23 protein-coding genes are annotated in these 23,579 nt (G+C 71.7%); 14 read left to right on the top strand and 9 right to left on the bottom strand.

Translation table 11 applies throughout. The features are described 5' to 3' along the window. Positions 1-11: 11 nt before the first annotated feature. The 5 genes from VGN18_RS13450 to eccB form a co-directional block, all read right to left on the bottom strand. Positions 12-1,190: a hypothetical protein gene (locus VGN18_RS13450; RefSeq protein WP_327540209.1), complete on the bottom strand. Its 1,179-nt coding sequence runs from the start codon at positions 1,188-1,190 to the stop codon at positions 12-14. Between the two features lie 15 nt (positions 1,191-1,205). After that, the gene (locus tag VGN18_RS13455; protein ID WP_327540210.1) at positions 1,206-1,691 is read right to left on the bottom strand and encodes a hypothetical protein; all 486 of its coding nucleotides are present in this window, start codon (positions 1,689-1,691) and stop codon (positions 1,206-1,208) included. 123 nt (positions 1,692-1,814) lie between these two features. After that, positions 1,815-2,102, bottom strand: a complete 288-nt coding sequence (locus VGN18_RS13460; protein ID WP_327540211.1) for a WXG100 family type VII secretion target — start codon at positions 2,100-2,102, stop codon at positions 1,815-1,817. Positions 2,103-2,125: 23 nt separating this feature from the next. Beyond that, on the bottom strand, positions 2,126-2,437 hold the full coding sequence (locus tag VGN18_RS13465) for a WXG100 family type VII secretion target (RefSeq protein WP_327540212.1): 312 nt from the start codon (positions 2,435-2,437) through the stop codon (positions 2,126-2,128). A gap of 183 nt (positions 2,438-2,620) precedes the next feature. Next, positions 2,621-4,045: a type VII secretion protein EccB gene (eccB, locus tag VGN18_RS13470; protein WP_327540213.1), complete on the bottom strand. Its 1,425-nt coding sequence runs from the start codon at positions 4,043-4,045 to the stop codon at positions 2,621-2,623. A gap of 132 nt (positions 4,046-4,177) precedes the next feature. On the opposite strand from eccB, the gene VGN18_RS13475 reads away from it, so the two are divergent. Further along, positions 4,178-5,275 carry a type VII secretion protein EccE gene (locus VGN18_RS13475; protein WP_327540214.1) on the top strand — a complete coding sequence of 366 codons (1,098 nt, stop codon included), beginning with the start codon at positions 4,178-4,180 and terminating at the stop codon, positions 5,273-5,275. Further along, a complete protein-coding gene (locus VGN18_RS13480; RefSeq protein WP_327540215.1) occupies positions 5,272-5,994 on the top strand; it encodes a hypothetical protein in 723 nt (240 codons plus the stop codon). Before VGN18_RS13475 ends, VGN18_RS13480 begins: the two co-directional genes overlap by 4 nt. Here VGN18_RS13480 and eccD read toward each other — a convergent pair. Then, a complete protein-coding gene (gene eccD, locus VGN18_RS13485; RefSeq protein ID WP_327540216.1) occupies positions 5,964-7,355 on the bottom strand; it encodes a type VII secretion integral membrane protein EccD in 1,392 nt (463 codons plus the stop codon). The genes VGN18_RS13480 and eccD overlap by 31 nt on opposite strands. 118 nt (positions 7,356-7,473) lie before the next feature. On the opposite strand from eccD, the gene eccCa reads away from it, so the two are divergent. Next, complete coding sequence (gene eccCa / locus VGN18_RS13490) at positions 7,474-11,436, top strand: type VII secretion protein EccCa (protein ID WP_327540217.1); 3,963 nt, start codon at positions 7,474-7,476, stop codon at positions 11,434-11,436. 87 nt (positions 11,437-11,523) lie between these two features. On the opposite strand, the gene lexA is transcribed toward eccCa, so the two are convergent. Next, positions 11,524-12,252: a transcriptional repressor LexA gene (gene lexA / locus VGN18_RS13495; protein ID WP_414655054.1), complete on the bottom strand. Its 729-nt coding sequence runs from the start codon at positions 12,250-12,252 to the stop codon at positions 11,524-11,526. A 399-nt stretch (positions 12,253-12,651) separates the two neighbouring features. On the opposite strand from lexA, the gene VGN18_RS13500 reads away from it, so the two are divergent. The 6 genes from VGN18_RS13500 (at position 12,652) to VGN18_RS13525 (ending at position 18,803) form a co-directional block, all read left to right on the top strand. Then, positions 12,652-13,155 (top strand): LysM peptidoglycan-binding domain-containing protein, encoded by a 504-nt coding sequence (locus VGN18_RS13500; RefSeq protein ID WP_327540219.1) that lies wholly within the window; start codon positions 12,652-12,654, stop codon positions 13,153-13,155. A gap of 284 nt (positions 13,156-13,439) precedes the next feature. Then, positions 13,440-13,901 carry a transcriptional regulator NrdR gene (nrdR, locus tag VGN18_RS13505; RefSeq protein WP_327540220.1) on the top strand — a complete coding sequence of 154 codons (462 nt, stop codon included), beginning with the start codon at positions 13,440-13,442 and terminating at the stop codon, positions 13,899-13,901. An 87-nt stretch (positions 13,902-13,988) separates the two neighbouring features. Beyond that, positions 13,989-16,889: a vitamin B12-dependent ribonucleotide reductase gene (locus VGN18_RS13510; protein ID WP_327540221.1), complete on the top strand. Its 2,901-nt coding sequence runs from the start codon at positions 13,989-13,991 to the stop codon at positions 16,887-16,889. 114 nt (positions 16,890-17,003) lie between these two features. After that, positions 17,004-17,780, top strand: coding sequence for an SGNH/GDSL hydrolase family protein (locus VGN18_RS13515; protein ID WP_327540222.1), 777 nt, complete (start codon positions 17,004-17,006; stop codon positions 17,778-17,780). A 50-nt stretch (positions 17,781-17,830) separates the two neighbouring features. Continuing rightward, a complete protein-coding gene (locus tag VGN18_RS13520) occupies positions 17,831-18,310 on the top strand; it encodes a TspO/MBR family protein (protein WP_327540223.1) in 480 nt (159 codons plus the stop codon). A gap of 28 nt (positions 18,311-18,338) precedes the next feature. Then, positions 18,339-18,803 carry a DUF5990 family protein gene (locus VGN18_RS13525; protein WP_327540224.1) on the top strand — a complete coding sequence of 155 codons (465 nt, stop codon included), beginning with the start codon at positions 18,339-18,341 and terminating at the stop codon, positions 18,801-18,803. Here VGN18_RS13525 and smpB read toward each other — a convergent pair. After that, positions 18,781-19,263 carry an SsrA-binding protein SmpB gene (smpB, locus tag VGN18_RS13530; RefSeq protein WP_349259912.1) on the bottom strand — a complete coding sequence of 161 codons (483 nt, stop codon included), beginning with the start codon at positions 19,261-19,263 and terminating at the stop codon, positions 18,781-18,783. The two genes, VGN18_RS13525 and smpB, sit on opposite strands and share 23 nt — an antisense overlap. An 18-nt stretch (positions 19,264-19,281) precedes the next feature. Next, positions 19,282-19,608, bottom strand: a complete 327-nt coding sequence (locus VGN18_RS13535; RefSeq protein ID WP_327540226.1) for a DUF1330 domain-containing protein — start codon at positions 19,606-19,608, stop codon at positions 19,282-19,284. A gap of 213 nt (positions 19,609-19,821) precedes the next feature. On the opposite strand from VGN18_RS13535, the gene VGN18_RS13540 reads away from it, so the two are divergent. The 5 genes from VGN18_RS13540 to VGN18_RS13560 are packed head-to-tail and all read left to right on the top strand — an operon-like array spanning position 19,822 to position 23,535. Beyond that, complete coding sequence (locus tag VGN18_RS13540; protein ID WP_349259913.1) at positions 19,822-21,270, top strand: MFS transporter; 1,449 nt, start codon at positions 19,822-19,824, stop codon at positions 21,268-21,270. Further along, positions 21,267-21,728 carry a universal stress protein gene (locus tag VGN18_RS13545; RefSeq protein WP_327540228.1) on the top strand — a complete coding sequence of 154 codons (462 nt, stop codon included), beginning with the start codon at positions 21,267-21,269 and terminating at the stop codon, positions 21,726-21,728. Before VGN18_RS13540 ends, VGN18_RS13545 begins: the two co-directional genes overlap by 4 nt. Before the next feature lie 49 nt (positions 21,729-21,777). Beyond that, positions 21,778-22,431: a SatD family protein gene (locus VGN18_RS13550; protein ID WP_327540229.1), complete on the top strand. Its 654-nt coding sequence runs from the start codon at positions 21,778-21,780 to the stop codon at positions 22,429-22,431. Next, the gene (locus VGN18_RS13555; RefSeq protein WP_327540230.1) at positions 22,428-23,162 is read left to right on the top strand and encodes a hypothetical protein; all 735 of its coding nucleotides are present in this window, start codon (positions 22,428-22,430) and stop codon (positions 23,160-23,162) included. Before VGN18_RS13550 ends, VGN18_RS13555 begins: the two co-directional genes overlap by 4 nt. 58 nt (positions 23,163-23,220) lie before the next feature. Next, positions 23,221-23,535, top strand: a complete 315-nt coding sequence (locus tag VGN18_RS13560; RefSeq protein ID WP_327540231.1) for a hypothetical protein — start codon at positions 23,221-23,223, stop codon at positions 23,533-23,535. The last annotated feature ends 44 nt before the right edge of the window (positions 23,536-23,579 follow it).

Here is a 23,579-nt window from a genome sequence, read left to right on the forward strand (position 1 = left end):
TCATGTCGTGCTCAGCCGCCGATGACGCCGGGTGGGGCGTCGTCGGCGCCCCAGATGTCGTCGTCCTCGGCCAGCCAGGTCGACCGCTCGCGCTCGTCGTCACTGCCCTGGCCGCTGCCGTGCATCGGCATCATCGTGCCGGGACGCCCGCCGGCGCCTCCGGCCACGCCACCGGCGGCGCCGATGCTGCCGCCGCTGCCGGCTCCGGCCCCCATGCCGGCGCCCGACCCGGCGAGCCCGGAGGCGCTGCCGGCTCCGAGTCCACCGGCTCCGGGTCCGCCGCTCCCGAGGCCGCCACCGCCGAGGCCCGAGGCGGCGCCGAGCCCCGACGCCCCGCCGGCGCCCAAGCCGCCGCCGGCGCCGCCGCCGGACGGGTCGAAGCCGGCCAGTGCGGAGCTGTTGTCGAGCGTCGGCAGGGCGTGCGGGTTGCAACCGGAGCCTGGGCCCGGACCTGGGCCAGGACCGAGCGGGCCAGGACCTAGCGGGCCCGGACCGGGGCCGGGGCCGATGGGGCCGGGACCGGTGGGACCGGGCTCGTGGGGCGGGGGCGGGTTCACGTGGTGCGGCGGGATCGGGTGCGTCGGCGGGATGGGCGCGACCGGCGTCATGCCGGGGCCCGGGCCCGGGCCGGGGCCCATCGGGCCCGGACCGGGGCCGGGGCCTGGGGTGGCGTGGAACTCGGCGACGTAAGGCGCGTTGTTCTGCACGAGCGAGGACTGCACCTGGCTCGGGATGCAGTAGCCGATGACCTCGTTGTAGCGGCTCAGCAGCGCGACGCGGTGCTGGTTGATCGCATCGGCGTCGCTGCTGGTGGTGATCAGCCCGTCACCCGGGACGTGCGCCTTGTACCACTGCGCGTACTGGTAGGCCCAGTCGGTCGCGCGGGCCATCTGCATGCACTGGTCGGCCAGGGCCTGGGCGGTGGCCTGGGCGAGCTGGAGCTGCTGCTGGGCATCAGGAGAGGTCCTGGACTCCCACGCCTCGTGCAGCGGGGTGCCGGCGGTGGCCTTGAGGTCGTTGGCGACCGTGCCGAGGTGGCTGGCCAGCTTGGACCACGCCGTGCAGGCGACGTTGATCGGTGCCGGGTTCAGCTGGTTGAACTCGTTCTTGATCTCGTCGTAGGTGCCGGAGTAGGTCCCGGTGTCCTGCGACTTGGTGATCTGTTCCTGGCTGTTCTGGACGTTGACCATCGCCGCTCTCCTCTCCTAGAACGCCTTGGAGCTGGTGCTGGGCCCCTGGTCGAGGCTGGCCTGCTGGTTCGTCGCGCTGCTCGTGTTCGTCGACTCGGCGCCCTGGTAGCCCCCGCTCGCCTTGCGAATGGCGTTGGCGGCGTCGGTCAGGTTCGCGATGAGCTGCTGCGTGTAGTTGGTGACCGTCTGCGCCACCTGGCCCGATGCGTCCTTCAGATACACGGCGGCACCCCAGCTGTTCGGGCCGTACGAGACGCTCGTCGAGGACTGGATCTCGGTGAAGTGACTGGCCTGCAGCCCCTGCGCGATGCTCTCGATGGTGCCGGCGACGGCGTTCATCTTCTCCGGGTGCACCCGCTGCTTGTCGGGGGCGGCGTTCAGGCCGGGCCACGAGCCGTCCCGGCTGACGTCGAGCGAGTAGCCACCGAGCCCGGAGGCGGTGTTCTGGCTCTTCTCGTCGCCCAGGTGGACGCGGTCGTTGCCGTAGTTGTAGTCAGCCATCGGGAGTCCCCCCATCGGGTGTCTGCGGAGTGGCGCGCGCATCGCGCCCGGCTGGGCCGAGCGCGAGCGTCGCCGTGGCGGTCACCCGCCACGGCGACGCTCGGTGCATCGCGTCGTCGGCCGTCAGGCCCAGTTGCTACGGGCGCTGTTCTCGGCGGCCGTGTAGTTCTCGTGCGCCTGGCCGACGGCCTGGCCGATGCTGTTCAGCACGGCCGAGAGCGCGAACGCCGCGTCGTCCCACTGCTTCTTGCACGCGACGTAGGACTCCTGGGCCGCACCGCTCCACGAGTTGACCATCGGCGCAAGGTCGCTCTCGAGCTGCTCGAGGGTGGCGGTCAGCTTGGCGTAGTTCTGGCGGATGCCCTGCTCGCCGGCCTGCAGGGACTCGAACTGGACGTGGATCTCACCCATGGTGATCAAATTCCCTTCGGGTCTCAGCCGTTGATCTGACCGGCGAGGCCGGAAAGGGACTGGGTCTGGTTGGTCTCCTGCGTGCCGTACGTGCGGTGCGTGGCGACGAGCGCCTCGTGCATCTGACGAAGGGCGTTGTTGATCTTGGTGGCCTGCTGTTCGAACGACTCGTGGACCTGGACGAACGAGGAGGCGGCCTCGCCGCGCCATCCGCCCATCATGGTCTCGACCTCGGAGCGCAGGTTCTGGATGTGCCCCTGGATCTGGGTCGCCGCGTCGTCGACCTTGGTCGCGCCTTGCGCCATGGCCTCCTGGCTGGTCGTGTACTGAGCCACGATGAGCCTCCTTCTCTGACGAGTGGTTGATGTGTGCGATGTCCGGAATCGTCGCAAATGAAAGTAACGAAAGGCTATGGCAGTGATGATCTGTGGACAACCCGACACGATGGGGAGCACTCCCCGACATGTGGGCCGAACGGGGCGCGATCCGATCCGCGTCGCGTTAGTACCCGGTTAAGATCAATTGCTCACGGGACGGCGGGCCGCGACCGGATCCAGACTCTTCCCGGACGGGATCAGCGGGAGCACCTGCACGGGCAGCGTGGACGGCGTGGCCGAGCCGTAGCCCAGCGCGTTGATCGCGTCCTTCGATGCGGCGGGGTACTTCGTGCCCGGCTCGGCGACGAGGAAGAGCGTGGCCGAGTCGGTCGAGCGGACGAGCGCGACCGACCCGGCGGGCACCGTGACGCTGTCGGCCTGGCCGTGCTGGGAGTCGACCGACTCGTCGACCCCGCCGAACACCACTGACGGCAGCGAGTTCGGGGCCGCCGTGAAGGCGGGTTCCTCGCTGCCCTTGCCGTACACCGCGCACAGCCCGCCCGCCGCGTCGACCGTGCGGGTGTTGGCGGCGATCGCGTCGGGCTGCAGCTGGTCGGGCAGGCCGGCCAGACTCTGCTGGATGCGCGGCCACACCACGGTCGACGGGTGCGTGCCGAACAGGCCGCTCTCCGGCGTCTCGATCGGGTTGTGCGGGGTGGCCGGGGTGCCGGTGGGCAGCGTGCGCAGCAGCGCGGTCTGCACCGAGGTGACCGCGGCCAGGCCGTCGGGGAGCACGACCTGGTACTGGTCGGTGCCGCTGATGTGCAGCAGCTGCCCGATGAGCGGGTGCGTCCCGTTGACCGCATAGTCGGACTGCCCGCCGACGGCGATTGCAGGGGCGCGGAGATCCGGCCCCGGGGGCACGCTCTCGACGAAGGCCGTGCCGACGGTCAGCGGCGAGGTGTTCTGCAGCCCGAGCGCCAGGGCGACGTTCGGCGAGGTGATGGTGAGCCGGTGGCCCCGGCCGAGCAGGTAGCTCGCGCCGCTCGGGGTGCGGACGAGCACGCCGGCGCCGGGACTCGGCAGCGCGTGCGACTGGCCGGTGTCGCCGATGCGCAGGCTCACCCGGGCGTGCAGGGTGGTGCCCGAGGTGCCCTGCAGCCGCGAGCAGCTCGTGACCGGACTGCTCACCAGGCCCGACGCGGGCGGTAGCGAGGCGGGCAGGCCCGGGATGCCGATCTCGACCCCGCGCGGCGTGCCGTCGAGGTCGCTCCGGTCGACCTGCACCACGTGGGCGGCCTGGTTCGTACCGGCCGCGAGCACCGCCGAGGTGTAGTTGGCAACGGGGTGCAGGACGTCCTGGGCGTAGATGTAGGTCGCGCCGGTGTCGCGGTCGATGATCACCGCGCCGGCGTCCTTCCACGCCTTGCCCGTGGTCGGCTTGAACACACCGACGAGGGCGAAGCCGACCGCGATGAGGATCGCGATCATGATCCCGGAGACGGTCGTCGCCGTCAGCCGGCGCATCGGCGGTTCGAGGACGTTGGGCTCACCGGTCACGAGTGCCGCGAGCGCCCGCCGGTTCTGGAAGCGGTAGGCCTGTAACTGGTCCCGTCGGGTCTGCACCTGTCCGCCTCCCGACCTCGCGCGCCCGACCGCACGGCTGCGGCCCGATTCGCCTGGAAGGATACGGGTCGAGACATACGCGCCGTTCCTGCGATGATCGATGCCGGGACGACACGACGACGAGGAGCACGAGTGCCGCAGTTCGCCCGGGCCCAGCTGGTCCTCATCGAGGTCGCCGCCGCGGCCGTCGCCGGCGGTCGTGCCGCCCGGGGCGGGTGGGCGATCGCCGGTGCTGCCGTGGGAGCGGTCGTGCTGCTGACGGCCGTGGTTCCGCTGCGGCGACGCTGGCTCTACCAGGTGCTCGGCTCGTGGGCGGGCCTCGTCCGCCGGCGCCGTCGGGTGGGTCGGCGCACCGGCCTGGCCGGGCTGCTCGGCGACTACGCCATCGAGTCGGTGCCCGGCGGAAGTCGGGGCGGCGCGATCGGCGTCGTGCGCTCGGGAACCACGTGGAGCCTGCCCCTCGCCCTCGGTCTGGACGACGTCTTCAACGACGACCCGGCGGTGCCGGTGCAGGTGCTCGCCGGGCTGCTGCAGATCGAGGACGTCGCGCTGTCCAGCGTGCGGCTGGTGACCGTCACGACGCCGGTGCAGGTTGCCGGGAACGCGCCGAGCGGCCCGTCCGCGCCCCTCACGCCGCTAGCGGCGCGCTACTGCGTGCTGACCGTCGACACGCGTCGCGCCGCCGAGGCGGTGAGCGCTCGCGGCGGGTCGCAGGCGGCGGTGCACCAGATCCTGCGCCGCTGCGCGGTGCACGCCGAGCAGGTGCTCGCCACCGCCGACCTGCGGGTGCGCCGGCTCGACGAGACCGCCGTCGCCGGCCTGTTCGGCACCTGGCTCGGACCGGCCGGACCGGCGGGCGGCCGCCGTGGCGGGCAGACCCTCGAGTCGCGGCGCGACATCCGGGTCGCCGGCGTCTGGTCGACCCTGTTCGCGGTCACCGGCGACGGCGACGTGACGACCCGGGTCGCCCGGCTCGCCGCGGCGGCCCCGACCGCCGTGGTCGTCACCTCGCTCGTCCTCCAACCCGCGGCCCGGCGCCGGCCCGGCGCCCCCCGCGCCGCGCTGCTGGTGCGGCTCAGTGCCCCCGAGACGAGTGCGCACGAGGACGCCGCCCGCTCGCTGGCCCTCCTCGCGCGGGCCTACGACCTCGTCCTGCAGCCGCTGGACGGCGAGCAGGGCGAGTTGTTGCGGGCGACGACGCCGATCGGCGTGGGGGAGGAAGCGGCGTGAGGTCGGGGATCGTGCACCTGGAACTCGGGCCGACGGCGGTCGTGGCCGCCCCGGCGTCGGGGGTGCAGCTGGGACTGGGCCGGGACGGTCCGCTGACGCTGCGGCTGTTCCGCGCAGCCGGCACCCGGCTCGCGCTCGCGGCCCGGGTGTTCCCCGCCCAGCTGATCGCGCTGCGGGCCGCCGTGGCCGGCACGCCGGTGCAGGTGCTGACGACCCGCCCCCAGCTGTGGCAGCCACTGCTGCGCGACGGCGGGTCGCACGTCGTCTCCTCGACCGAGGTGCTCCGGCCGAGCGGTGGGCCGACGCTCCTGGTCGACGACCGCGCGGTGGAGCTGCGCGGGCCGGCCGACGTCCGCCCCTGGCAGTGCCGCATCGACGTCCGCACCCAGTGGACCTACGCCGACATCTCGGCCTTCGGTCGGGCCGACCTCGCGATCTTCGGGGCCGTCCCACCCGACGTCGTCACCGCGGTGGCGACGGCGTTCGGCGTGCCCGCGCCCGTCGCACAGCCGCTCGCGCAGCTCGATTCGGGATCCTTCGGCGTGCTGCGTCGCGGTCGGGTCGAGTACGTGTCGCTCGACCCGACGGCGGCCGAGAGCCAGGTGCTCGAGCTCGCCCGGGTCGTTGCGCCCGACTCCGCGCCGCTACCCGCGGGTGCCGGCCGCTACGACCAGACGATCGCGCGGAGTCAGCTCGACGCGACCCGGACGGCCCCGTAGACGCCGACCACGGCCAGGGCCAGGGGGATCACCGACAGCACGAGAAGTGACTCGACGATGTCGGCCGCACGCGACACCGGCGGGGCGTAGCGCCGTCCGGGCAGCGTCACCGACAGCGCGAAGAGGATCACGGCCAGGGCGACGGCCGGCGCCGCGAAGGCGAGGATGCGGGTCGTGCCGTGGGCGTCGAGCGTGCGGCTGACGACGACGGCGAGCAGCGCGGTCGCCCCGGCCACCTGGAGCAGCACCCGCTGCTCCCGGCCGGTGAACAGCCGGGCCCGCAGCAGGCAGATGAGTCCGAGCACGACGGCGAGCACCTGCTCGGTGACGCCGCGCCCGCTGATCAGCAGCGCTGCGCCGCCGACCGCGAGGGCGACCCCGCCGACGAGCCCGGTGAGGAACTGATCGGCCCGCACCGCCTGCCCGAGGATCTGCCGGGTGTCGACCGTGCCGGTGTCGCGGCGCAGGTCGGCGGCATCGGTCGGGATCGCCGGCAGGGGCAGCCGCGACAGCTTGAACGACAGGGTCGGCAGGAACGGCGACAGCGCGAGCCCGACGGTCGCGACCAGGGCCGCGGTGCCGGCCGGGCTCAGCGTGGTGGCCGAGGCGATGCCGGTGCCGATCGCGGTGAGCAGCGCTGTCGTGATCACCGCGACGAACCCGGCGAAGCCGGCCCCGATGACGAGGAGCAGCAGGGTGGCGGCGAGCGCGGCCGCGGCGGCCCCGACCAGCAGTTGCGGCGAGCCGAACGCGAGCAGGCGGTGGTGGTTCCCGACCGCCGTCGCCCCGCACTCGGTGGCGAAGGCGACGGCGAACCCGCCGGCCGCGAGCGCCGAGCCGCGACGCCGCGACACCCGGCCGACCGCCGCGGCGGTCAGCCCGAGCAGGACGGCGGCGACGCCGGCGGTCACCGCGCTCGGCCCCCAGGACGGCCCGACGGCGAGCAGGGTGACGAACGCGAACACGAGCGCGGCGGCGGCGAAGCCGGCGGCGGCGCGGGCGGTGTGGTGGTCCTGCCAGCGCGAGGTGCGGTTGTTGACGCCGTCGGCCACGGCGTCGAGGACGTCGTCGAACGCGATCTCGGGCAGGTGGGTCGCGCGGGTGCGCAGGTGCAGGACGTCGCCGTCGCGCAGCTGGGACGCCGCGATGCTGGCCGACGGGTCGAGCGGCGACTCGGCCGCCCGCTGCAGCACCCAGCCGCCCTCGGCCGCACCCTGATCGGCGGTCTCGCGGCCGAGGCTCGACACGACGATGGTGAGCAGCTCGGCCACGGACAGCTGGACGGGGACGGCGAGGTCGACCCGCAGCGTGGACGAGATGATCGTGAGCCGGCAGCTGCTCGAGACGACGCTCGCGGACAAGGACGGTCCCTCTTCCTTCGACAAAGGCCGTCCGGGGCGGAATCGGCGGCGCGGTTAGCATCGTGTCCACCGGGCGCCTTTCATCCCGGTTTCGCCAACACGGTAACGGAGGTCGCGGGTGGGCACTGTGCTGTTCCGGCGCCCGGCCCGCCGAACGGGTCCGCACGAGCCCCGCGGTGAGATCGTGCTGGACTCGCCCCCCGAACTCCCGGAGACGGTGAGCGGCGGCGGTGCGGGTCAGATGCTCACCTACCTGCCGATGATCGCCGGGGCGGGCGCGACCGCCCTGCTCGTGACCGGCAGTGGCGGCCAACCGGTCACCTACCTGGCCAGCGGCATGATGGCGCTGTCGATGGTCGGCATGGCCTTCAGCGGCATGGGGCGCTCGTCGGGTGAGAAGCGTCGCCGGCTCGACGCCGACCGGCGCGACTACCAGCGCTACCTCGAGCAGGTCCGTCGCCAGGTGCGTCGCGCCGCAGACCAGCAGCGGGCCGCCTCGTCCTGGCGGCACCCGGCGCCCGACACGCTCTGGTGCATCGCCGTCGGCACCCGCATGTGGGAGCGCCGCCCGGGTGACGACGACTTCCTGACCGCCCGCGTCGGACGCGGCCCGCAGCGCCTGGCGGTCACCCTCGTGACGCCCGAGACGAAGCCGGTCGAGGACCTCGAGCCGATCTCGGCCGCCGCGCTGCGCCGTTTCGTCCGCACGCACAGCTCGGTGAAGGACCTGCCGGTCGCGATCTCGCTGCCCGCCTTCGGACGCGTCTGCGTCGCGGGCGCACCGGGCGCGGCGCGCGGGCTCGTTCGCGCGATGCTGGGCCAGCTCGCCGCCTTCCACTCGCCCGACGACCTGATGATCGCGGTCTGCACCGGCGGCCCGGCGGCCGGTCAGTGGGAGTGGCTCAAGTGGCTACCCCACGCCCTGTCGGCCGACGACTTCGACGCCGTCGGGCAGACCCGGCTGATCAGCGACGACCTGCTCGGGCTCGAGGCTCTCTTCGGCGACACGCTGACCAGGCGTCCCCGCTTCGGCACGGGCGGCTCCACCGAGGGGCCGCACGTCGTCGTCGTGGTCGACGGTGGCCGCGTGCCGCTGGAAGCCCAACTCGTCGACAGCCTGGTCCGGGGGGTGACGGTCGTCGACCTGAGCGGGAGCACCGGCTCCGACTCTGTGCCCGGCGTGCTCCGCCTGGACGTCTCCGACACCGAGCTCGCGGTCGTGGCCCGCCAGCAGCACCGCGGCGAGACGCGGACGCCGCTCGGCGTGCCCGACTCGCTCGCCATCGTGCCGGCCGAGTCGCTCGCGCGGCGGATGAGCGCTATGCGCATCTCGGCCGCGACCGCCGAGCCGACCGACGCGCTCACCGTCGACCTCAGCCTGCCCGACCTGCTGCGCATCGGCGACCCCCGCACCGTCGACCCCTCGGTCACCTGGCGTCCGCGCGCGCCCCGAGACCGGCTGCGGGTTCCGATCGGGGTCGGCTCGTCCGGCCAGCCGGTCGACCTCGACATCAAGGAGTCGGCGCAGGGCGGCATGGGCCCGCATGGCCTGGTCATCGGCGCGACCGGCTCGGGCAAGTCCGAGCTGCTGCGCACCCTCGTGCTCGGCCTGGCGCTCACGCACTCCTCGGAGACGCTGAACTTCGTCCTCGTCGACTTCAAGGGCGGCGCGACGTTCGCGAGCCTCGACGCCCTGCCGCACACCTCGGCGGTGATCACCAACCTCGAGGACGAGCTGATCCTCGTCGACCGCATGCGCGACGCGATCCAGGGTGAGCTGGTGCGCCGCCAGGAGGCGCTCCGCGCGGCCGGCAATTACGCATCGCTCAAGGACTACGAGCGGGCCCGCGAGCAGGGTGCCCCGCTCGAGCCGATGCCGTCGCTGTTCGTCGTGGTCGACGAGTTCAGCGAGCTGCTCTCGGCCAAGCCCGACTTCATCGACCTGTTCGTCATGATCGGCCGCCTCGGCCGCTCGCTCGGGGTGCACCTGCTGCTCGCCTCGCAGCGCCTGGAGGAGGGCAAGCTGCGCGGTCTCGACACGCACCTGTCCTACCGGGTCGGGCTGCGCACGTTCTCGTCGATGGAGAGCCGCGTCGTGCTCGGCGTCCCGGACGCCTACGAGCTGCCCAGCGCCCCCGGCAACGGCTACCTCAAGGAGGCCACCGAGGGCATGGTGCGGTTCAAGGCCGCGTACGTCTCCGGCGCCTACACCAAGACCGCGAGCGCCGGGCCCGACCGCGACATCGCCGGTCGCCATCACGTGCTGCCCTACCAGGTCGACTACCTCGCCCCGCGCGACGAGTCGGCCGAGCCGACCCGTCCCGACGAGCCGGACGAGCCGAGCAGTGGGCCGTCGCAGACGATGCTCGACATCCTGGTCGAGCGGCTCGAGGGCGCCGGGGTGCCCGCGCGCAAGGTCTGGTTGCCGCCCCTGGACACCCCGCCGAGCCTCGACGAGCTGCTGCCGCCGCTCAAGGACACCGAGCACGGCCTGCGTCCCCTCGACTGGGATCCCGCGCCGTCGCTCGCCGCGCCGATCGGGCTCATCGACCGTCCCTTCGACCAGCGGCGCGACCCGCACTGGGTGAACCTCGCCAGTGCGCACTTCGTCGTCGTGGGACGTCCGCAGAGCGGCAAGAGCACGGTGCTGCGCACGCTGATAGCCGGCATGGCGCTGACCCACACCCCGGAGCAGGCCCAGTTCTACTGCCTCGACTTCGGGGGCGGCACGCTCAGCGGTCTGGCCGACCTGCCGCACGTCGGTTCGGTGGCCAGCCGCCTCGAACCCGAGCGCCTGCGCCGCACCATCGCCGAGATCAATGCCCTGCTCGCCGGCCGCGAGCAGATGTTCACGGCCAACCGCATCGACTCGATGACGTCCTACCGCCGCATGGTCGCCAACGGCACCGCTCCGCGCGACGGTTTCGGTGACGTCTTCCTCGTCGTCGACGGCTGGGGAACGGTCCGCCAGGACTACGAGGCGCTGGAGACGGCGATCACCCAGATCGCCGCGCGGGGGCTCGGGTACGGCGTCCACGTCGTGCTGTCCGTCCAGCGCTGGATGGAGCTGCGCCCCGCCCTGCGCGACCTGATCAGCAACCGGCTCGAGCTGCGTCTCGGCGACCCGTCCGAGTCCGAGTTCGACCGACGGGTCGCGTCGGACGTGCCCGAGGGCAGCCCCGGCCGGGGCCTGAGCCCGCACAAGCTGCACTACCTGTCGGCGCTGCCCCGGATCGACGGCACCGACACCGCCGACGACCTCGTCGACGGGGTGGCCGATCTCGTCCAGCGGGTGCGCTCGGCGTGGTCGGGGCCGACGGCGCCGCCGGTGCGGCTGTTGCCGCGCGAGCTCGGTCGCGAGCAGCTGCCGCCGGTGGCCCGCACGGGTGCGGCGATCCCGATCGGGGTCGACGAGGACACGCTGTCGCCGGTGGCGGTCGACTTCGACGCCGAGCCGCACTTCCTGGTCATCGGTGACGTCGAGTCGGGCAAGTCGAACCTGCTGCGCCTCATCGCGCGCGGCATCACCGAGCGCTGGACGCCCGACGAGGCGAAGGTGATCACCTTCGACTACCGGCGCGGGCTGCTGGGCGCGATCAGCACGCCGCACCAGATCGGCTACGTCATGAACTCGGTCAATGCCCCCGAGGTGGGCGCGAACATCGTCGCCGCCCTGCGCGACCGGCTCGCCGGCATCCAGGTCGACCCGGTGGCCGGCGAGGTGCCCAAGTGGAGCGGCCCGCGGCTGATCCTGCTCATCGACGACTACGACCTCATCGCCGCGGGTCAGGGCAACCCCATGCACGCGCTGCTGGAGTTCCTGCCCCAGGCCCGCGACATCGGCCTGCACGTGGTGCTCAGCCGCTCGGCCGGTGGCTCCGGTCAGGGGATGTTCGAGCCGACCCTGCGCAACCTGCGCGACATGGGCACGCCCGGCGTGCTGCTCTCGGGCAGCAAGGACGAGGGCGCGGTGCTCGGCGCGGTGAAGATGGAGCCGCTGCCGCCCGGCCGCGGTCGCCTGGTGCATCGCCGGCTCGGCTCGGTGCTGATCCAGACCGCCCGCACGGTGCCCGGGAACTGAACCGGACACGACGAAGCCCGCCCGGTCGTCGGACCGGGCGGGCTGTCGTCGGGAAGCCTCTGTCGCTCGCGGGGAGGGCCGGCCGGCTCAGACCTTCCGCAGGACCGACACGACCCGGCCGAGGATCGTCGCCTCGTCGCCGTTGATGGGGGAGTAGGCCTCGTTGTGCGGCATCAGCCAGACGTGGCCCTCGCGGCGCTGCAGCGTCTTCACGGTGGCGTCGCCGTCGATCATCGCGGCCACGATCTCGCCGTTCTCGGCGTCCTGCTGCTGACGCACGACGACCCAGTCGCCGTCGGCGATGGCGGCGTCGACCATCGAATCGCCCACGACCTTGAGCATGAACAGCGTGCCGTCACCGACCAGCGCCTTGGGCAACGGGAACACGTCGTCGATCATCTGCTCGGCCAGGATCGGACCGCCGGCGGCGATGCGACCGACGAGCGGCACGAACACCGGGGCCTCGCCGCGCGGGGCGTCGTCGGTGACGGCCACGGCCCGCCGCGCCGCCTTCGTCCTGGCCGGGGTCTCGCCGCCCCGCACGTCGACCGCACGGGGCCGGTTCGGGTCGCGGCGCAGGAACCCCTTGCGCTCGAGCATGGACAGCTGGTGGGCGACGCTGGAGGTCGAGGCCAGCCCGGCCGACTCGCAGATCTCGCGAATGCTCGGCGGGTAGCCGCGCCGCTCGACGGAGTCGCGGATGACGTCGAGGATCGCCTGCTGGCGCCGGGTCAGGCCGGTGACCGGGTCGGGGAGTTCGGTGACCTTGGGGCGGCCCGGGCGGCGCGGCGCGGAGTCGACTGCGGTCTCGACCACCGCCGGTCGCGCTGCCCCGGTCCGGGCGGCGGATGTCTTCTTGCCCGACTTCTCCTGCGTCACTCGCGGCCTCCAGCCTGATTTCGCAGCGACCGTGCTGCGGGGTCCTGTGTGTTCCCGGGTCTGTTCCGGGCCGTGCTCCGGGTCTGTTCTGGTGTCTGTTCTGGGTCTGTAGTGGCGTGTGCTGGGCGTGATCCGCATCGGTTTCGTGGTGCTCCGGACGATGCCTCCGGAATCGGGTGATCGGCTCGAACGCTAGCCCGATCGCGGCGCGAACTCAAACACGTGTTCGAACGACACGCCGGTCCTCGATGGTTTTTGTCGGACCCTGGTGTTACACATTCGAATAGACGTTCTTTCGAATGCCTGTTCGAACTGTTTCGGCTCAAGGAGTACATCATGTCGGTCGCCACCGGGTTCGCCATCGACTTCGACGCGGACTGCTACCACGACCTCGCGGCGGCGTCGTTGCCCGGATTGGTGCCGGACTCGCCGCCGCCCGGCCTGCGGGTCGCGGGTCGACCCGGCGCAGCGCCGCGCCGCCGTCCGGTCTCGGCCCGGCCGCCGCGCCCCGGCACGGTCTCGGTCCTGCACGCCCCCAGTACGCCGGATCGGTGCACGCCGGTGCGCCTGACCCGGCGCGGGGTCGCGGTCGTCGCCGCGGCTGTCGCCGTCCTGGGTGCAGCGCTCGTGTGGCTCGCCGCGGCGTTCGCCCCGGTCGCCGCCCCCGCCGCGGTGGCCGGCCCCGCCACGGTGACGGTGCAGTCCGGCGACACGTTGTGGTCGATCGCCGCACGCGTCGCGCCGCAGCGCGACCCGCGGGCCGAGATCAGCACGCTGCAGCGGCTCAACCACCTCGACCCCGCCGCGCTGGTCCCGGGCCAGCAGTTGCGGGTCCGCTGACGTGCGACGGGCGTGACCGTGATGTGGGGTCCGCGTTACCCCGGTCCGGTGACCGAATTCACGACTCGCCGGGACTGCCCCTTGCGGAACATTGGGTCGCGCTCTACGGTTCACCCCTACATGTAGTAGTTACACCGATGTCGTTCGTCCACAAGTTGGGGTTTCCCGTCCACAGAAGGACGGGTCCATCCACAGCCGGATCCCCAGGTTGTCGACAGGTTCGTCCACAGGACGGCTCGGTCCGTCGCCGCCAGGCGTCGTCGTCAGGGGAAGGGAGCCGGCACATGCGATGCCCGTACTGCCGTCATCCGGACTCCCGCGTCGTGGACTCCCGCGAGCAGGACGAGGGCCAGGTCATCCGGCGCCGGCGTTCCTGCCCCGAGTGCAACCGCCGCTTCACCACGGTGGAGGAGGCGACACTCGCGGTCATCAAGCGCAGCGGCGTCACCGAGCCGTTCAGCCGCGGCAAGGTCGTCAGCGGCGTACGGCGGGCCTGCCAGGGGCGGCCGGTCGACGAGGACCAGCTCGCCCAGCTCGCGCAGACCGTCGAGGAGGCGATTCGGGCCACCGGCGTCGCCGAGATCCCGAGCGACGAGGTCGGTCTCGCCATCCTCGGCCCCCTGCGCGAGCTCGACGAGGTCGCCTACCTGCGCTTCGCCAGCGTCTACCAGGCCTTCACCTCGGTCGAGGACTTCGAGAAGGCGATTCTCGAGTTCCGCGCCGAACACCGCGCGCAAGCGCCCTGATCACTGCATCACCGCAGTTCCGCACCGAGCCCCGTCACGACCCTCCGCATCCCCCGCAGCAACGCAGTCCCAGGAAGGACACCCCGCATGACCGAGGCCGACGTCTCCCGCGCGAGCGCGACAGACTCGAACGACTCCACCTCGTCCGACACCCCGAAGCCCGTCTACAAGAACGACGGTCTGCGGGTCGAGCGCATCTACACCTCGCCGGGCGTGCACCCCTACGCCGAGGTCACCTGGGAACGGCGCGACGTCGTCATGACCAACTGGCGTGACGGGTCGATCAACTTCGAGCAGCGTGGGGTCGAGTTCCCCGACTTCTGGTCGGTCAACGCGGCCAACATCGTCACGACCAAGTACTTCCGCGGCGCGGTCGGCACCGACGTCCGGGAGTGGTCGCTGCGCCAGCTCATCGATCGCGTCGTGCTCACCTACCGCGCGGCCGGCGAGCAGCACGGCTACTTCGCCTCCGCCGCCGACGCCGAGGTCTTCGAGCACGAGCTCACCTGGATGCTGCTGCACCAGGTGTTCAGCTTCAACTCCCCGGTCTGGTTCAACGTCGGCACCACGTCGCCGCAGCAGGTCAGCGCCTGCTTCATCCTCGCCGTCGACGACACGATGGACTCGATCCTGAACTGGTACCGCGAGGAGGGCCTGATCTTCAAGGGCGGCTCCGGCGCCGGTCTGAACCTCTCGCGCATCCGCTCGTCGAAGGAACTGCTGTCCTCCGGCGGCACCGCTTCGGGTCCGGTCTCGTTCATGCGCGGCGCCGACGCGTCGGCCGGCACGATCAAGTCCGGCGGCGCCACGCGTCGCGCGGCCAAGATGGTCGTGCTCGACATCGACCACCCGGACATCGAGGAGTTCGTCCAGACCAAGGCGCGCGAGGAGGACAAGATCCGCGTCCTGCGCGACGCCGGCTACGACATGGACCTCGGCGGGGCCGACATCACGTCGGTGCAGTACCAGAACGCCAACAACTCCGTCCGCGTCAGCGACGAGTTCATGCGCGCGGTCGACGAGGGCAACGAGTTCGGGCTGCGGGCCCGCAGCACCCACGAGGTCATCGAGCGCGTCGACGCCAAGTCCCTGTTCCGCCAGGTCGCGCAGGCGGCGTGGGCGTGCGCCGACCCGGGCATCCAGTACGACGACACGATCAACGACTGGCACACCAATCCCGAGTCGGGCCGCATCACCGCGTCCAACCCCTGCTCGGAGTACATGAGCCTCGACAACACGTCGTGCAACCTCGCGTCGCTGAACCTGATGACCTTCTTGCAAGACGACAACACCTTCGCCGCCGAGCGCTTCGTCAAGGCCGTCGAGCTGATCATCACCGCCATGGACATCTCGATCTGCTTCGCCGACTTCCCGACCGAGTCGATCGGCCAGAACACCCGCGACTACCGCCAGCTCGGTATCGGCTACGCCAACCTCGGTGCGCTGCTCATGGCCACCGGCCTGGCCTACGACTCCGAGGGGGGCCGGGCGCTCGCCGGCTCGATCACCTCGCTGATGACCGGTGTCGCCTACCGCCGCTCGGCCGAGCTGGCCGGCGTCGTCGGCCCGTACGCCGGCTTCAAGCGCAACGCCGCCGCCCACGCTCGCGTCATGCGCAAGCACGCCGCGGCCAACGACGCGGTGCGTCCGCTGCACGAGAACGACCGCGCGGTGCTGTTGCTGGCCACCCAGGAGTGGGCCCGCGGCAACAAGATCGGCGAGAAGAACGGCTGGCGCAACGCGCAGGCGTCGGTGCTCGCGCCGACCGGCACCATCGGCCTGATGATGGACTGCGACACCACCGGCATCGAGCCCGACCTCGCCCTGGTCAAGTTCAAGAAGCTCGTCGGCGGCGGCTCGATGCAGATCGTGAACCAGACCGTGCCGCGGGCACTGCGCATCCTGGGCTACCAGGAGGAGCAGGTCGAGGCGATCGTCGAGTTCATCGGCGAGCACGGCCACGTGATCGACGCGCCGGGCCTGCGCCCGGAGCACTACGAGGTGTTCGACTGCGCGATGGGTGCCCGGGCGATCCGCGCCATGGGTCACGTGCGGATGATGGCGGCGGTCCAGCCCTTCCTGTCCGGCGCGATCTCCAAGACGGTCAACCTGCCCGAGACGGCCACCGTCGAGGACATCGAGGACGTCTACTTCCAGGGCTGGAAGCTGGGCCTCAAGGCGCTCGCCGTCTACCGGGACAACTGCAAGGTCGGCCAGCCGCTGTCGGCGGGCAAGTCCGCCGGCAAGACCAACGCGGGCGCGACCGCCGAGGCCGTCGTCGAGAAGGTCGTCGAGTTCCGCCCGACCCGCAAGCGGCTGCCGAAGGCGCGCCCGTCGCAGACGACGTCGTTCACCGTCGGTGGCGCCGAGGGCTACATGACCGCCGGCTCCTACCCCGACGACGGTCTCGGTGAGGTCTTCCTCAAGCTGGGCAAGCAGGGTTCGACCCTGGCCGGTGTCATGGACGCCTTCTCCATCGCGATCTCCATCGCGCTGCAGTACGGCGTCCCGCTCGAGACCTACGTGCAGAAGTTCACCAACATGCGCTTCGAGCCGGCCGGCCTCACCGACGACCCGGACATCCGGATGGCTCAGTCGATGCTCGACTACATCTTCCGCCGCCTCGCCCTGGACTACCTGCCGTTCGAGACCCGCTCGGCGATGGGCATCCACACCGCCGCGGAGCGCACCCGCCAGCTCGACACCGGCTCGTACGCGCCGGCCGACACCGATCAGGACAGCGACGACCTCGACCTCGAGACCCTCGCCCAGTCCGCACCGCTGACCACGACCCACGACGCCGACGACGTCGTCGAGGAGAAGGCCAGCCCCGCCCCGCCCAGCGTGCACAGCTCGACCGAGCTGCTCGAGACGCTGATGGGCAGCTCCGCCGACGCGCCGCTGTGCATGAACTGCGGCACCAAGATGCGCCCCGCCGGCAGCTGCTTCGTCTGCGAGGGTTGCGGCAGCACCAGCGGCTGCAGCTGATCGCGAGCCCGCGGTCCGTCTGACCCAGCAACGGCCCCGAACCCCGCACCGGGGGGCGGGGCCGTTGCCGTACCGGAGCATGTGGGCGCGAGGCCGTGTCCGATGATGGAGCCCATGCGTTACGTGGCAGTGGGGGACAGCTTCACCGAGGGCATCGGCGACGACGTCGGGGACGGCGCGGTCCGGGGCTGGGCCGACCTGGTCGCCGCCGGGCTGGCCGCGGCGACGGGGGAGCCGATCCAGTACGCGAACCTGGCCGTGCGTGGACGGCTGCTCGGGCCGATCGTGGACGACCAGATCCCCGCCGCGTTGGCCCTCGCCCCGGTCCCGACCCTGATGACGTTCAACGGCGGCGGCAACGACATGATGCGTCCCGGTATCGACCTGGACGCGCTGCTGGCGCGCACCGAGACCGCGATCCGGCAGGTGCTCGACGCCGGCGTGCGCCTGGTGCTGCTGAGCGGAGCCGACCCGTCGGCCGGGCTGCCGTTCGGCCGGGTGATCCACCGTCGCGGCATGGCCCTCACCGAGGGGGTCGAGAAGCTGGCGGCCCGCTACGACCTGACGCTGGTGAACGCCTTCGCCGACGCCGAGATCCGGCGCCCGGTCTACTGGTCGCCCGACCGCCTGCACCTCGGCCCGGTCGGGCACCGGCGGGTCGCCTCGCTCGTGCTCGCCGCGCTCGGCCACCCGGTCGCGGCGCACGCGGTCGAGCCCGCGCCGACCGCGCGGCGGCGGGTCTCGGACGAGGCCCGGTACTACCGCGAGCACGTCCTGCCCTGGGTGAACCGGCACCTGCGCGGGCGTTCCTCCGGCGACGGTCGTACCGGGAAGCACCCGAACTGGGTGCCGGTCGAGCCGGTGCCGTCGGGCGCGGCCCCCCTCGGCTGAGGCAGCTCACGGCCCGCTTGCGTCCGGGCAAACGGGGGTACGAGCAGGTCATGAACCGTCCGGCCCGGGCGCTGACCGCCGCCGCACCGCCCGTCGTCGCCGCTGCGGTCGGCGCCACCGCCGCCCGTAACGCACCCGAGATCTACGCCCGCCTCGACAAGCCCTCCTGGGCGCCGCCGGCGGGAGTCTTCGGCCCGGTGTGGAGCGCGCTCTACCTGCTCATCGGCGCGACCGGCTGGCGGCTGGCGGAGCGGCCGCGGCGGGTGGCGACGGCCCTGCACCTCGTCCAGCTGGGGCTGAACGCCTCATGGACACCGCTGTTCTTCGGCGCCGGGCGGCGCCGGGCGGCCCTCGCCGTCAGCATTGCGCTCGACGTCACCGTGGCCGCCGAGATGGCGCAGCTCGTCCGTGACGGCGACCGGCCGGCCGCCGCGCTGCTCGCGCCGTACCTGGCGTGGTGCGGGTTCGCCACCGCGCTCACGGCGAGCGTCGGCGATCCGCAGCCGGCCGGGGAGGACACCGCTGCGTGAGCAGTCGGATCCGGAGCACGATGGGGTCATGCGCATCCGCACCGAGGGTGAGGACCTGCCCGGGCGACGCTGCGGCCCGAGCCCGGAGCGCCCGAGTGGCCACGACAACATCCAGGTGGGGGTGCAGCGTCGCAACGATCCGCACCAGTGGCTCGACCTGCAGCCCGGCGACGCCGCGACCGTCGCCTGGGAGTTCGAGGCCACGGCGATCGAGCGCGACGGCCGGATCGATGGGCTCGGCCCGTGGATCCAGGGCGGGCCGGGCACACGATTCGTCTACCTCTCGTGGGGCACCGTCGGCGACTCGGGTGGCTTCGAGATGTTCCGCCGGGCCAAGTTGCTCATCGCCGACATCGACGACGCCACGCTGCGCGCGGCCGCACGGTCCGGCGTCCTGGTCGGACGGCTCGGACTCACCGACGCGAAGGGCAATCCGAGCTGCGCGCGGCAGCGCGACGTCCGCTGGTCGGTCAGGCCCGTCGCCGCCCCTTGAGGTGCTGCGACAGGTTGCGCTCGATCTCGCGCTGGGCGTCACGGGCGGCGAGGTCGTGGCGCTTGTCCCACGTCTTCTTGCCCCGGACGAGAGCGAGCTCGACCTTGACCCGCCCGTCGTCGAAGTAGAGCGACAGGGGCACCATCGACAGCCCGCTCTCGTTCACCCGCTGCTCCCATTTCAGGATCTCGGAGCGGTGCAGCAACAGCTTGCGCTTGCGGCGCACGGCGTGATTCGTCCAGCTGCCCATCGCGTACTCGGCGATGTGCAGGTTGTGCATCCACACCTCGTGGTCGTCGACGGTGGCGAACGCGTCGGTGAGGGACGCCCGTCCGAGGCGCAGGCTCTTGACCTCGTTGCCGACCAGGACGACGCCGGCCTCGACCGTGTCGAGGACGACGTACAGGTGTCGGGCCCGCCGGTTCGTGGCGATGGCCTTGCGCCCGCGTTCCTTCACGATGCCGACTGTAGAAGGCGGTCAGCGGTGGAGCAGCGGACGCAGGTCGTCGAGGCGGTCGTAGGTCCACCAGACGTAGCGTCGCGTGCCGTTCTCCCGCAGCGGATGCAGGTCGGCGAGAGCAGGGTCGGCCAGGAATGCGTCGAAGGCATCGCGATCGGGCCACTCGACCAGGACGAGCGCCTGCCGGGGCTCGGTGTCGCCGAGCTCGGCGGGATGGTCAATGTGCTTGCCCAACGCGACGACCCGGCCGCCGTATCGGCCGACGGCATCGGGGGAGCGACGGGAGTAGTCGCGGTAATCGTCGTTGTCGGCGAGGTCGAAGAGGTTCAGCGCGTAGATGCTCACCGGCCGCACCGTACCGAGGGGGAGTCGGTGACGACAGATCGACTCGCGACGTCGAGGCGACCGCGGGTTGATCTCCGCCAATTCCCGGAAGGGCGGATATCTCCCGTCATATCTGGGCAGATCTTCTGACAGCCACCCCAGGCCGAGGAGGACCACGTGAGCACCGCTGCGCCGGAGAAGACCAGGTCGGTACGGAGTCTCGTACCGGCGAGGATGGATCGCCTGCCGTGGACGCGGTTCCACTGGCTGGTGGTCGTCGGCCTCGGCGTCTCGTGGATCCTCGACGGTCTGGAGATCCAGATCGTGACGCTGATCAGCCCGATCATCGGCAAGCCCGGCACCCTCGCGCTGACGACGGGCCAGATCGGCTTCCTGGGCTCCGGTTACCTCATCGGTCAGGTCGTCGGAGCGCTGTTCTTCGGGCGGCTGACCGACAAGCTGGGCCGCAAGAAGCTCTTCATCGCCACGCTCGCCATCTACCTCGTCGGCAGCGGGCTCGGCGGCCTGTCCTGGGACTACTGGTCGCTGCTGTTCTTCCGTTTCGTCGCCGGCCTCGGCATCGGTGGCGAGTACACCGCCATCAACTCGGCGATCGACGAGCTGATCCCGTCGAAGTACCGCGGCCGTATCGACATCGCGGTCAACGGCACCTACTGGGGTGGCGCGGCCATCGGGTCCGCGATCGGCCTCTACCTGTTCAACACCGGAAACGTGCCGATCAACTGGGGCTGGCGCCTGGGCTTCTTCATCGGCCCGGTGCTCGGTCTGATCATCATCTTCCTGCGCCGCACGATCCCCGAGAGCCCGCGCTGGCTGATGACCCACGGTCGCAACGACGAGGCCGAGCGCACGGTCGACGAGATCGAGCAGCGCGTGCAGCACACCGGCGTGCACATCGAGCCGGTCGACGACGACAAGGCCCTGGAGGTCACCGATCCGCCGCGGCTCGGCTTCTTCGAGCTCACCAAGGTCTTCTTCGGCGAGTACCCGCGCCGCTCGATCTACGGCTTCACGATGATGGTGACGCAGGCGTTCCTCTACAACGCGATCTTCTTCAGCTACGGGCTGGTGCTGACCGTGTTCTACAAGGTGCCGACGGCCAGCCTGCCGTACTACTTCTTCCCGTTCGCGATCGGCAACCTGCTCGGCCCGCTGCTGCTCGGCTCGCTGTTCGACTCCATCGGTCGCCGCAAGATGATCCTGTTCTCCTACGGCGTCTCGGGTCTGCTGCTGCTCGTGTCGGCCTGGATGTTCAATAGCGGCATGCTCAGCGCCACGACCCAGACGGTCTTCTGGTCCGTGATCTTCTTCTTCGCCTCGGCCGGCGCGTCGTCGGCGTACCTGACGGTGAGCGAGATCTTCCCGCTCGAACTGCGCGGGCAGGCGATCTCGTACTTCTTCGCGATCTCGCAGGGCGCGGGCGGCGTCGTCGCGCCGTGGCTGTTCGGCCACCTCATCGGTGGGGCGAACAACTCGCATGTGAGGACGGGACCGCTCACGGTCGGCTACCTGATCGGTGCGGCGATCATGATCATCGGCGGTCTCGTGGCCTGGTTCATCGGCGTCAACTCCGAGCGCAAGTCGCTCGAGGACATCGCTGATCCGTTGTCCTCGACCAAGCGGGCGCAGGGCGGCGTCGCCGCGGCCGAGGCGACCGCATGACCGCAACCGCGCCCGGCTCGGTGGTCGTCGGGGTCAGCCCGCGCACGGGCTCGCCGGCGGCCCTGAGCTGGGCGAGCACCTACGCCGCGCTGCGCAAGACGACGGTGACGGCGGTGCTCGCCTGGCGCCCGGCCCGCCCGCCGGCCGCGCCGGGCGGTCGCCCGCCCGGTTCGCTGCTCTCCGGCGACCTTCCCGATCCCGAGCGGGAGGCCGAAGCGCGGCTCGCGAGCTTCGTCGCCGCTGCGCTCGGCCCCGACCACGGGGTGCAGTGCCGGGTGCTGCGGAGGAACGAGGTGTCGGCGCTGCTGGAGTGCGGCGCCGGTGCGGAGCTGATCGTGCTCGGCGAGCCGAGTCCCGGTCGGCTGGCCTCGGTGCGGGCGGGCCTCGTGGCGCCGCAGGTCATCCGGCGGGCCCGGTGCCCGGTGGTGGTCATGCCCGGAACCCTGGCCGCGAACTAGCTTCAGCAATAGCCTTCACTTCTACATAGTTCAGTCATATGCTTAAGCAATGGCTTATGTCTTCACCCTGATCGGCGATCTGGTCGGCTCGCGCCGGGTCGCGTCGCGAGCTGCGGTACAGGACGCGTTGGCCGTCGCACTGGTCGACGCGGCGCGACTCGTCCCGCCCGTCGACCGGCTCGAGGCGACGGTGGGCGACGAGTACCAGGGCGTGTTCAGCTCGCTCGGTGACGCCACCCTCGCGGCCCTGCTCGTGCGCCTGAACCTCGGTGGCACCGTCGACACGCGATGCGGCATCGGGTTGGGCGAGCGCGAGGTGTTCCGGGCCGACCGCACCCCGATGCTGCAGGACGGCCCGGCGTGGTGGAGTGCCCGAGCGGCGATCGACGCGCTGGGTGTGCCGGCCAACCGGTTGCGGCGTACCTGGTTCGACGCCGGCGACGTGGCCGCCACGGCACCCGCCGCCGGGCTAGTGAACGCCTACCTGGCCACCCGCGACGCGCTGGTGGACCGGATGAACGCGCGGGCCCGCAGCGTCCTGTTGCTCGCCGTCGCCGGACGCACCCAGCGGGAGATCGCGCAGGCCGAAGGGGTGTCGGAGTCGGCGGTCTCGCAGGTGATGGCTCGAGGTGTCGGTGCCGTGCGGGACGCTCAAGCCATGCTCACCGAACTGGATGCCGGGAACGGGCGGCCGGCGTCGTGACCGGTCTCGCCGCGTGGCTCGCGATCGTCGCCGTCATTGACCTCTTCCGGGCCCGCCGCGACACGGCCAGTGTGCGACGCCGCCTGGTGCTCAGCGGCTCCGGCGCCGCGCTCGTCGTGCTGACCGCCGTGTCGGCACACCCGCGCGACGGCTCGGGCTGGCTCGCGTGGTGCCTCGGCGCGGTGCTGCTCGCCGGGTGGGTGATCGGGTCGGGGTTCGCGCTCACCGGGGCCCGCCGCTCGCTGGGCGCCGCCCTCGGCTACGGATCGTTCGCCGCCGCCCTGCTCGTGCTCGGCGTGGCCGGTACCCGCACCGGCGAACTCGGCTGGCTGCACCACCTGCTGGCCCGCTCGGCCGTCGCGTCGATCGATCCCGGGCACGCGCTGGCCGCGGTCGCCCTCGGCCTCGTCCAGCTCTCCACCGCCAACATCCTCATCCGGATCCTGCTCGACCTCGTCGGTGTGCCGGCCCAGGACAACGAGAAGTCCTTGCGCGGCGGGCGGATCCTCGGCCCGATGGAGCGATTGGTGATCCTCGGCCTCGGCCTGGCGGGCAGCCTCACCGGCGCGACAGTCGTCGTCGCGGCGAAAGCGTTGCTGCGCTTCCCCGAGCTGCGCCCGCTGCGCACGGACCGCCCGGCCGGTGCCAGCGACGTCACCGAGTACTTCCTCATCGGCAGCTTCGCGAGCTGGATCGTCGCCTTTGCCAGCGTGGCACTCGCTTCAGCCTGACGCTTCACTCACCGGAAGTTAAGGGTGGTGCTTAAACCGCGGGGGACGTCCCCGAGAGGTGGATGCAGACTACGCCTCCGCCCCGGCGAGCTGGCTGCCCGACGACTCGCCGGGCCGCCTGATGCGCGCGCTGGCCGGCGCCAACGACTCGTACTGGGCCGCGCGGGCCTGGCGCGACGACACCTGGAACACGATGAACAAGTACCGCCGCATCGTGCCGGTCGGCAGCATCCTCATCGACCGCGTCTTCGGCACCGCCGGGGTGGCGATGCACTACTGGGCGCAGGGGGTGCACGAGTACCGGGGCACGTTCGTCGGCGTCATCCCGTCCGACCACAATCCGGTCTACGCCGACCTCTCGGTCCAGGGATAGGTCGGGTATCTGCACGCAATAGGATGTTTCGGCTGGACGTCGTC

It is taken from the genome of Jatrophihabitans sp. (genome assembly GCF_036000465.1).
Taxonomy (GTDB): Bacteria; Actinomycetota; Actinomycetes; order Mycobacteriales; family Jatrophihabitantaceae; genus Jatrophihabitans.

What these genes read in the sequence shown, in the direction of transcription:
- VGN18_RS13510 (WP_327540221.1), top strand. Translation starts at nt 13,989, where the DNA reads ATGACCGAGGCCGACGTCTCCCGCGCGAGCGCGACAGACTCGAACGAC.
- VGN18_RS13515 (WP_327540222.1), top strand. Translation starts at nt 17,004, where the DNA reads ATGCGTTACGTGGCAGTGGGGGACAGCTTCACCGAGGGCATCGGCGAC.
- VGN18_RS13450 (WP_327540209.1), bottom strand. Translation starts at nt 1,190, where the DNA reads ATGGTCAACGTCCAGAACAGCCAGGAACAGATCACCAAGTCGCAGGAC.
- nrdR (WP_327540220.1), top strand. Translation starts at nt 13,440, where the DNA reads ATGCGATGCCCGTACTGCCGTCATCCGGACTCCCGCGTCGTGGACTCC.
- VGN18_RS13550 (WP_327540229.1), top strand. Translation starts at nt 21,778, where the DNA reads ATGGCTTATGTCTTCACCCTGATCGGCGATCTGGTCGGCTCGCGCCGG.
- VGN18_RS13500 (WP_327540219.1), top strand. Translation starts at nt 12,652, where the DNA reads ATGTCGGTCGCCACCGGGTTCGCCATCGACTTCGACGCGGACTGCTAC.
- VGN18_RS13525 (WP_327540224.1), top strand. Translation starts at nt 18,339, where the DNA reads ATGCGCATCCGCACCGAGGGTGAGGACCTGCCCGGGCGACGCTGCGGC.
- VGN18_RS13455 (WP_327540210.1), bottom strand. Translation starts at nt 1,691, where the DNA reads ATGGCTGACTACAACTACGGCAACGACCGCGTCCACCTGGGCGACGAG.
- VGN18_RS13460 (WP_327540211.1), bottom strand. Translation starts at nt 2,102, where the DNA reads ATGGGTGAGATCCACGTCCAGTTCGAGTCCCTGCAGGCCGGCGAGCAG.
- VGN18_RS13545 (WP_327540228.1), top strand. Translation starts at nt 21,267, where the DNA reads ATGACCGCAACCGCGCCCGGCTCGGTGGTCGTCGGGGTCAGCCCGCGC.
- VGN18_RS13540 (WP_349259913.1), top strand. Translation starts at nt 19,822, where the DNA reads ATGGATCGCCTGCCGTGGACGCGGTTCCACTGGCTGGTGGTCGTCGGC.
- VGN18_RS13520 (WP_327540223.1), top strand. Translation starts at nt 17,831, where the DNA reads ATGAACCGTCCGGCCCGGGCGCTGACCGCCGCCGCACCGCCCGTCGTC.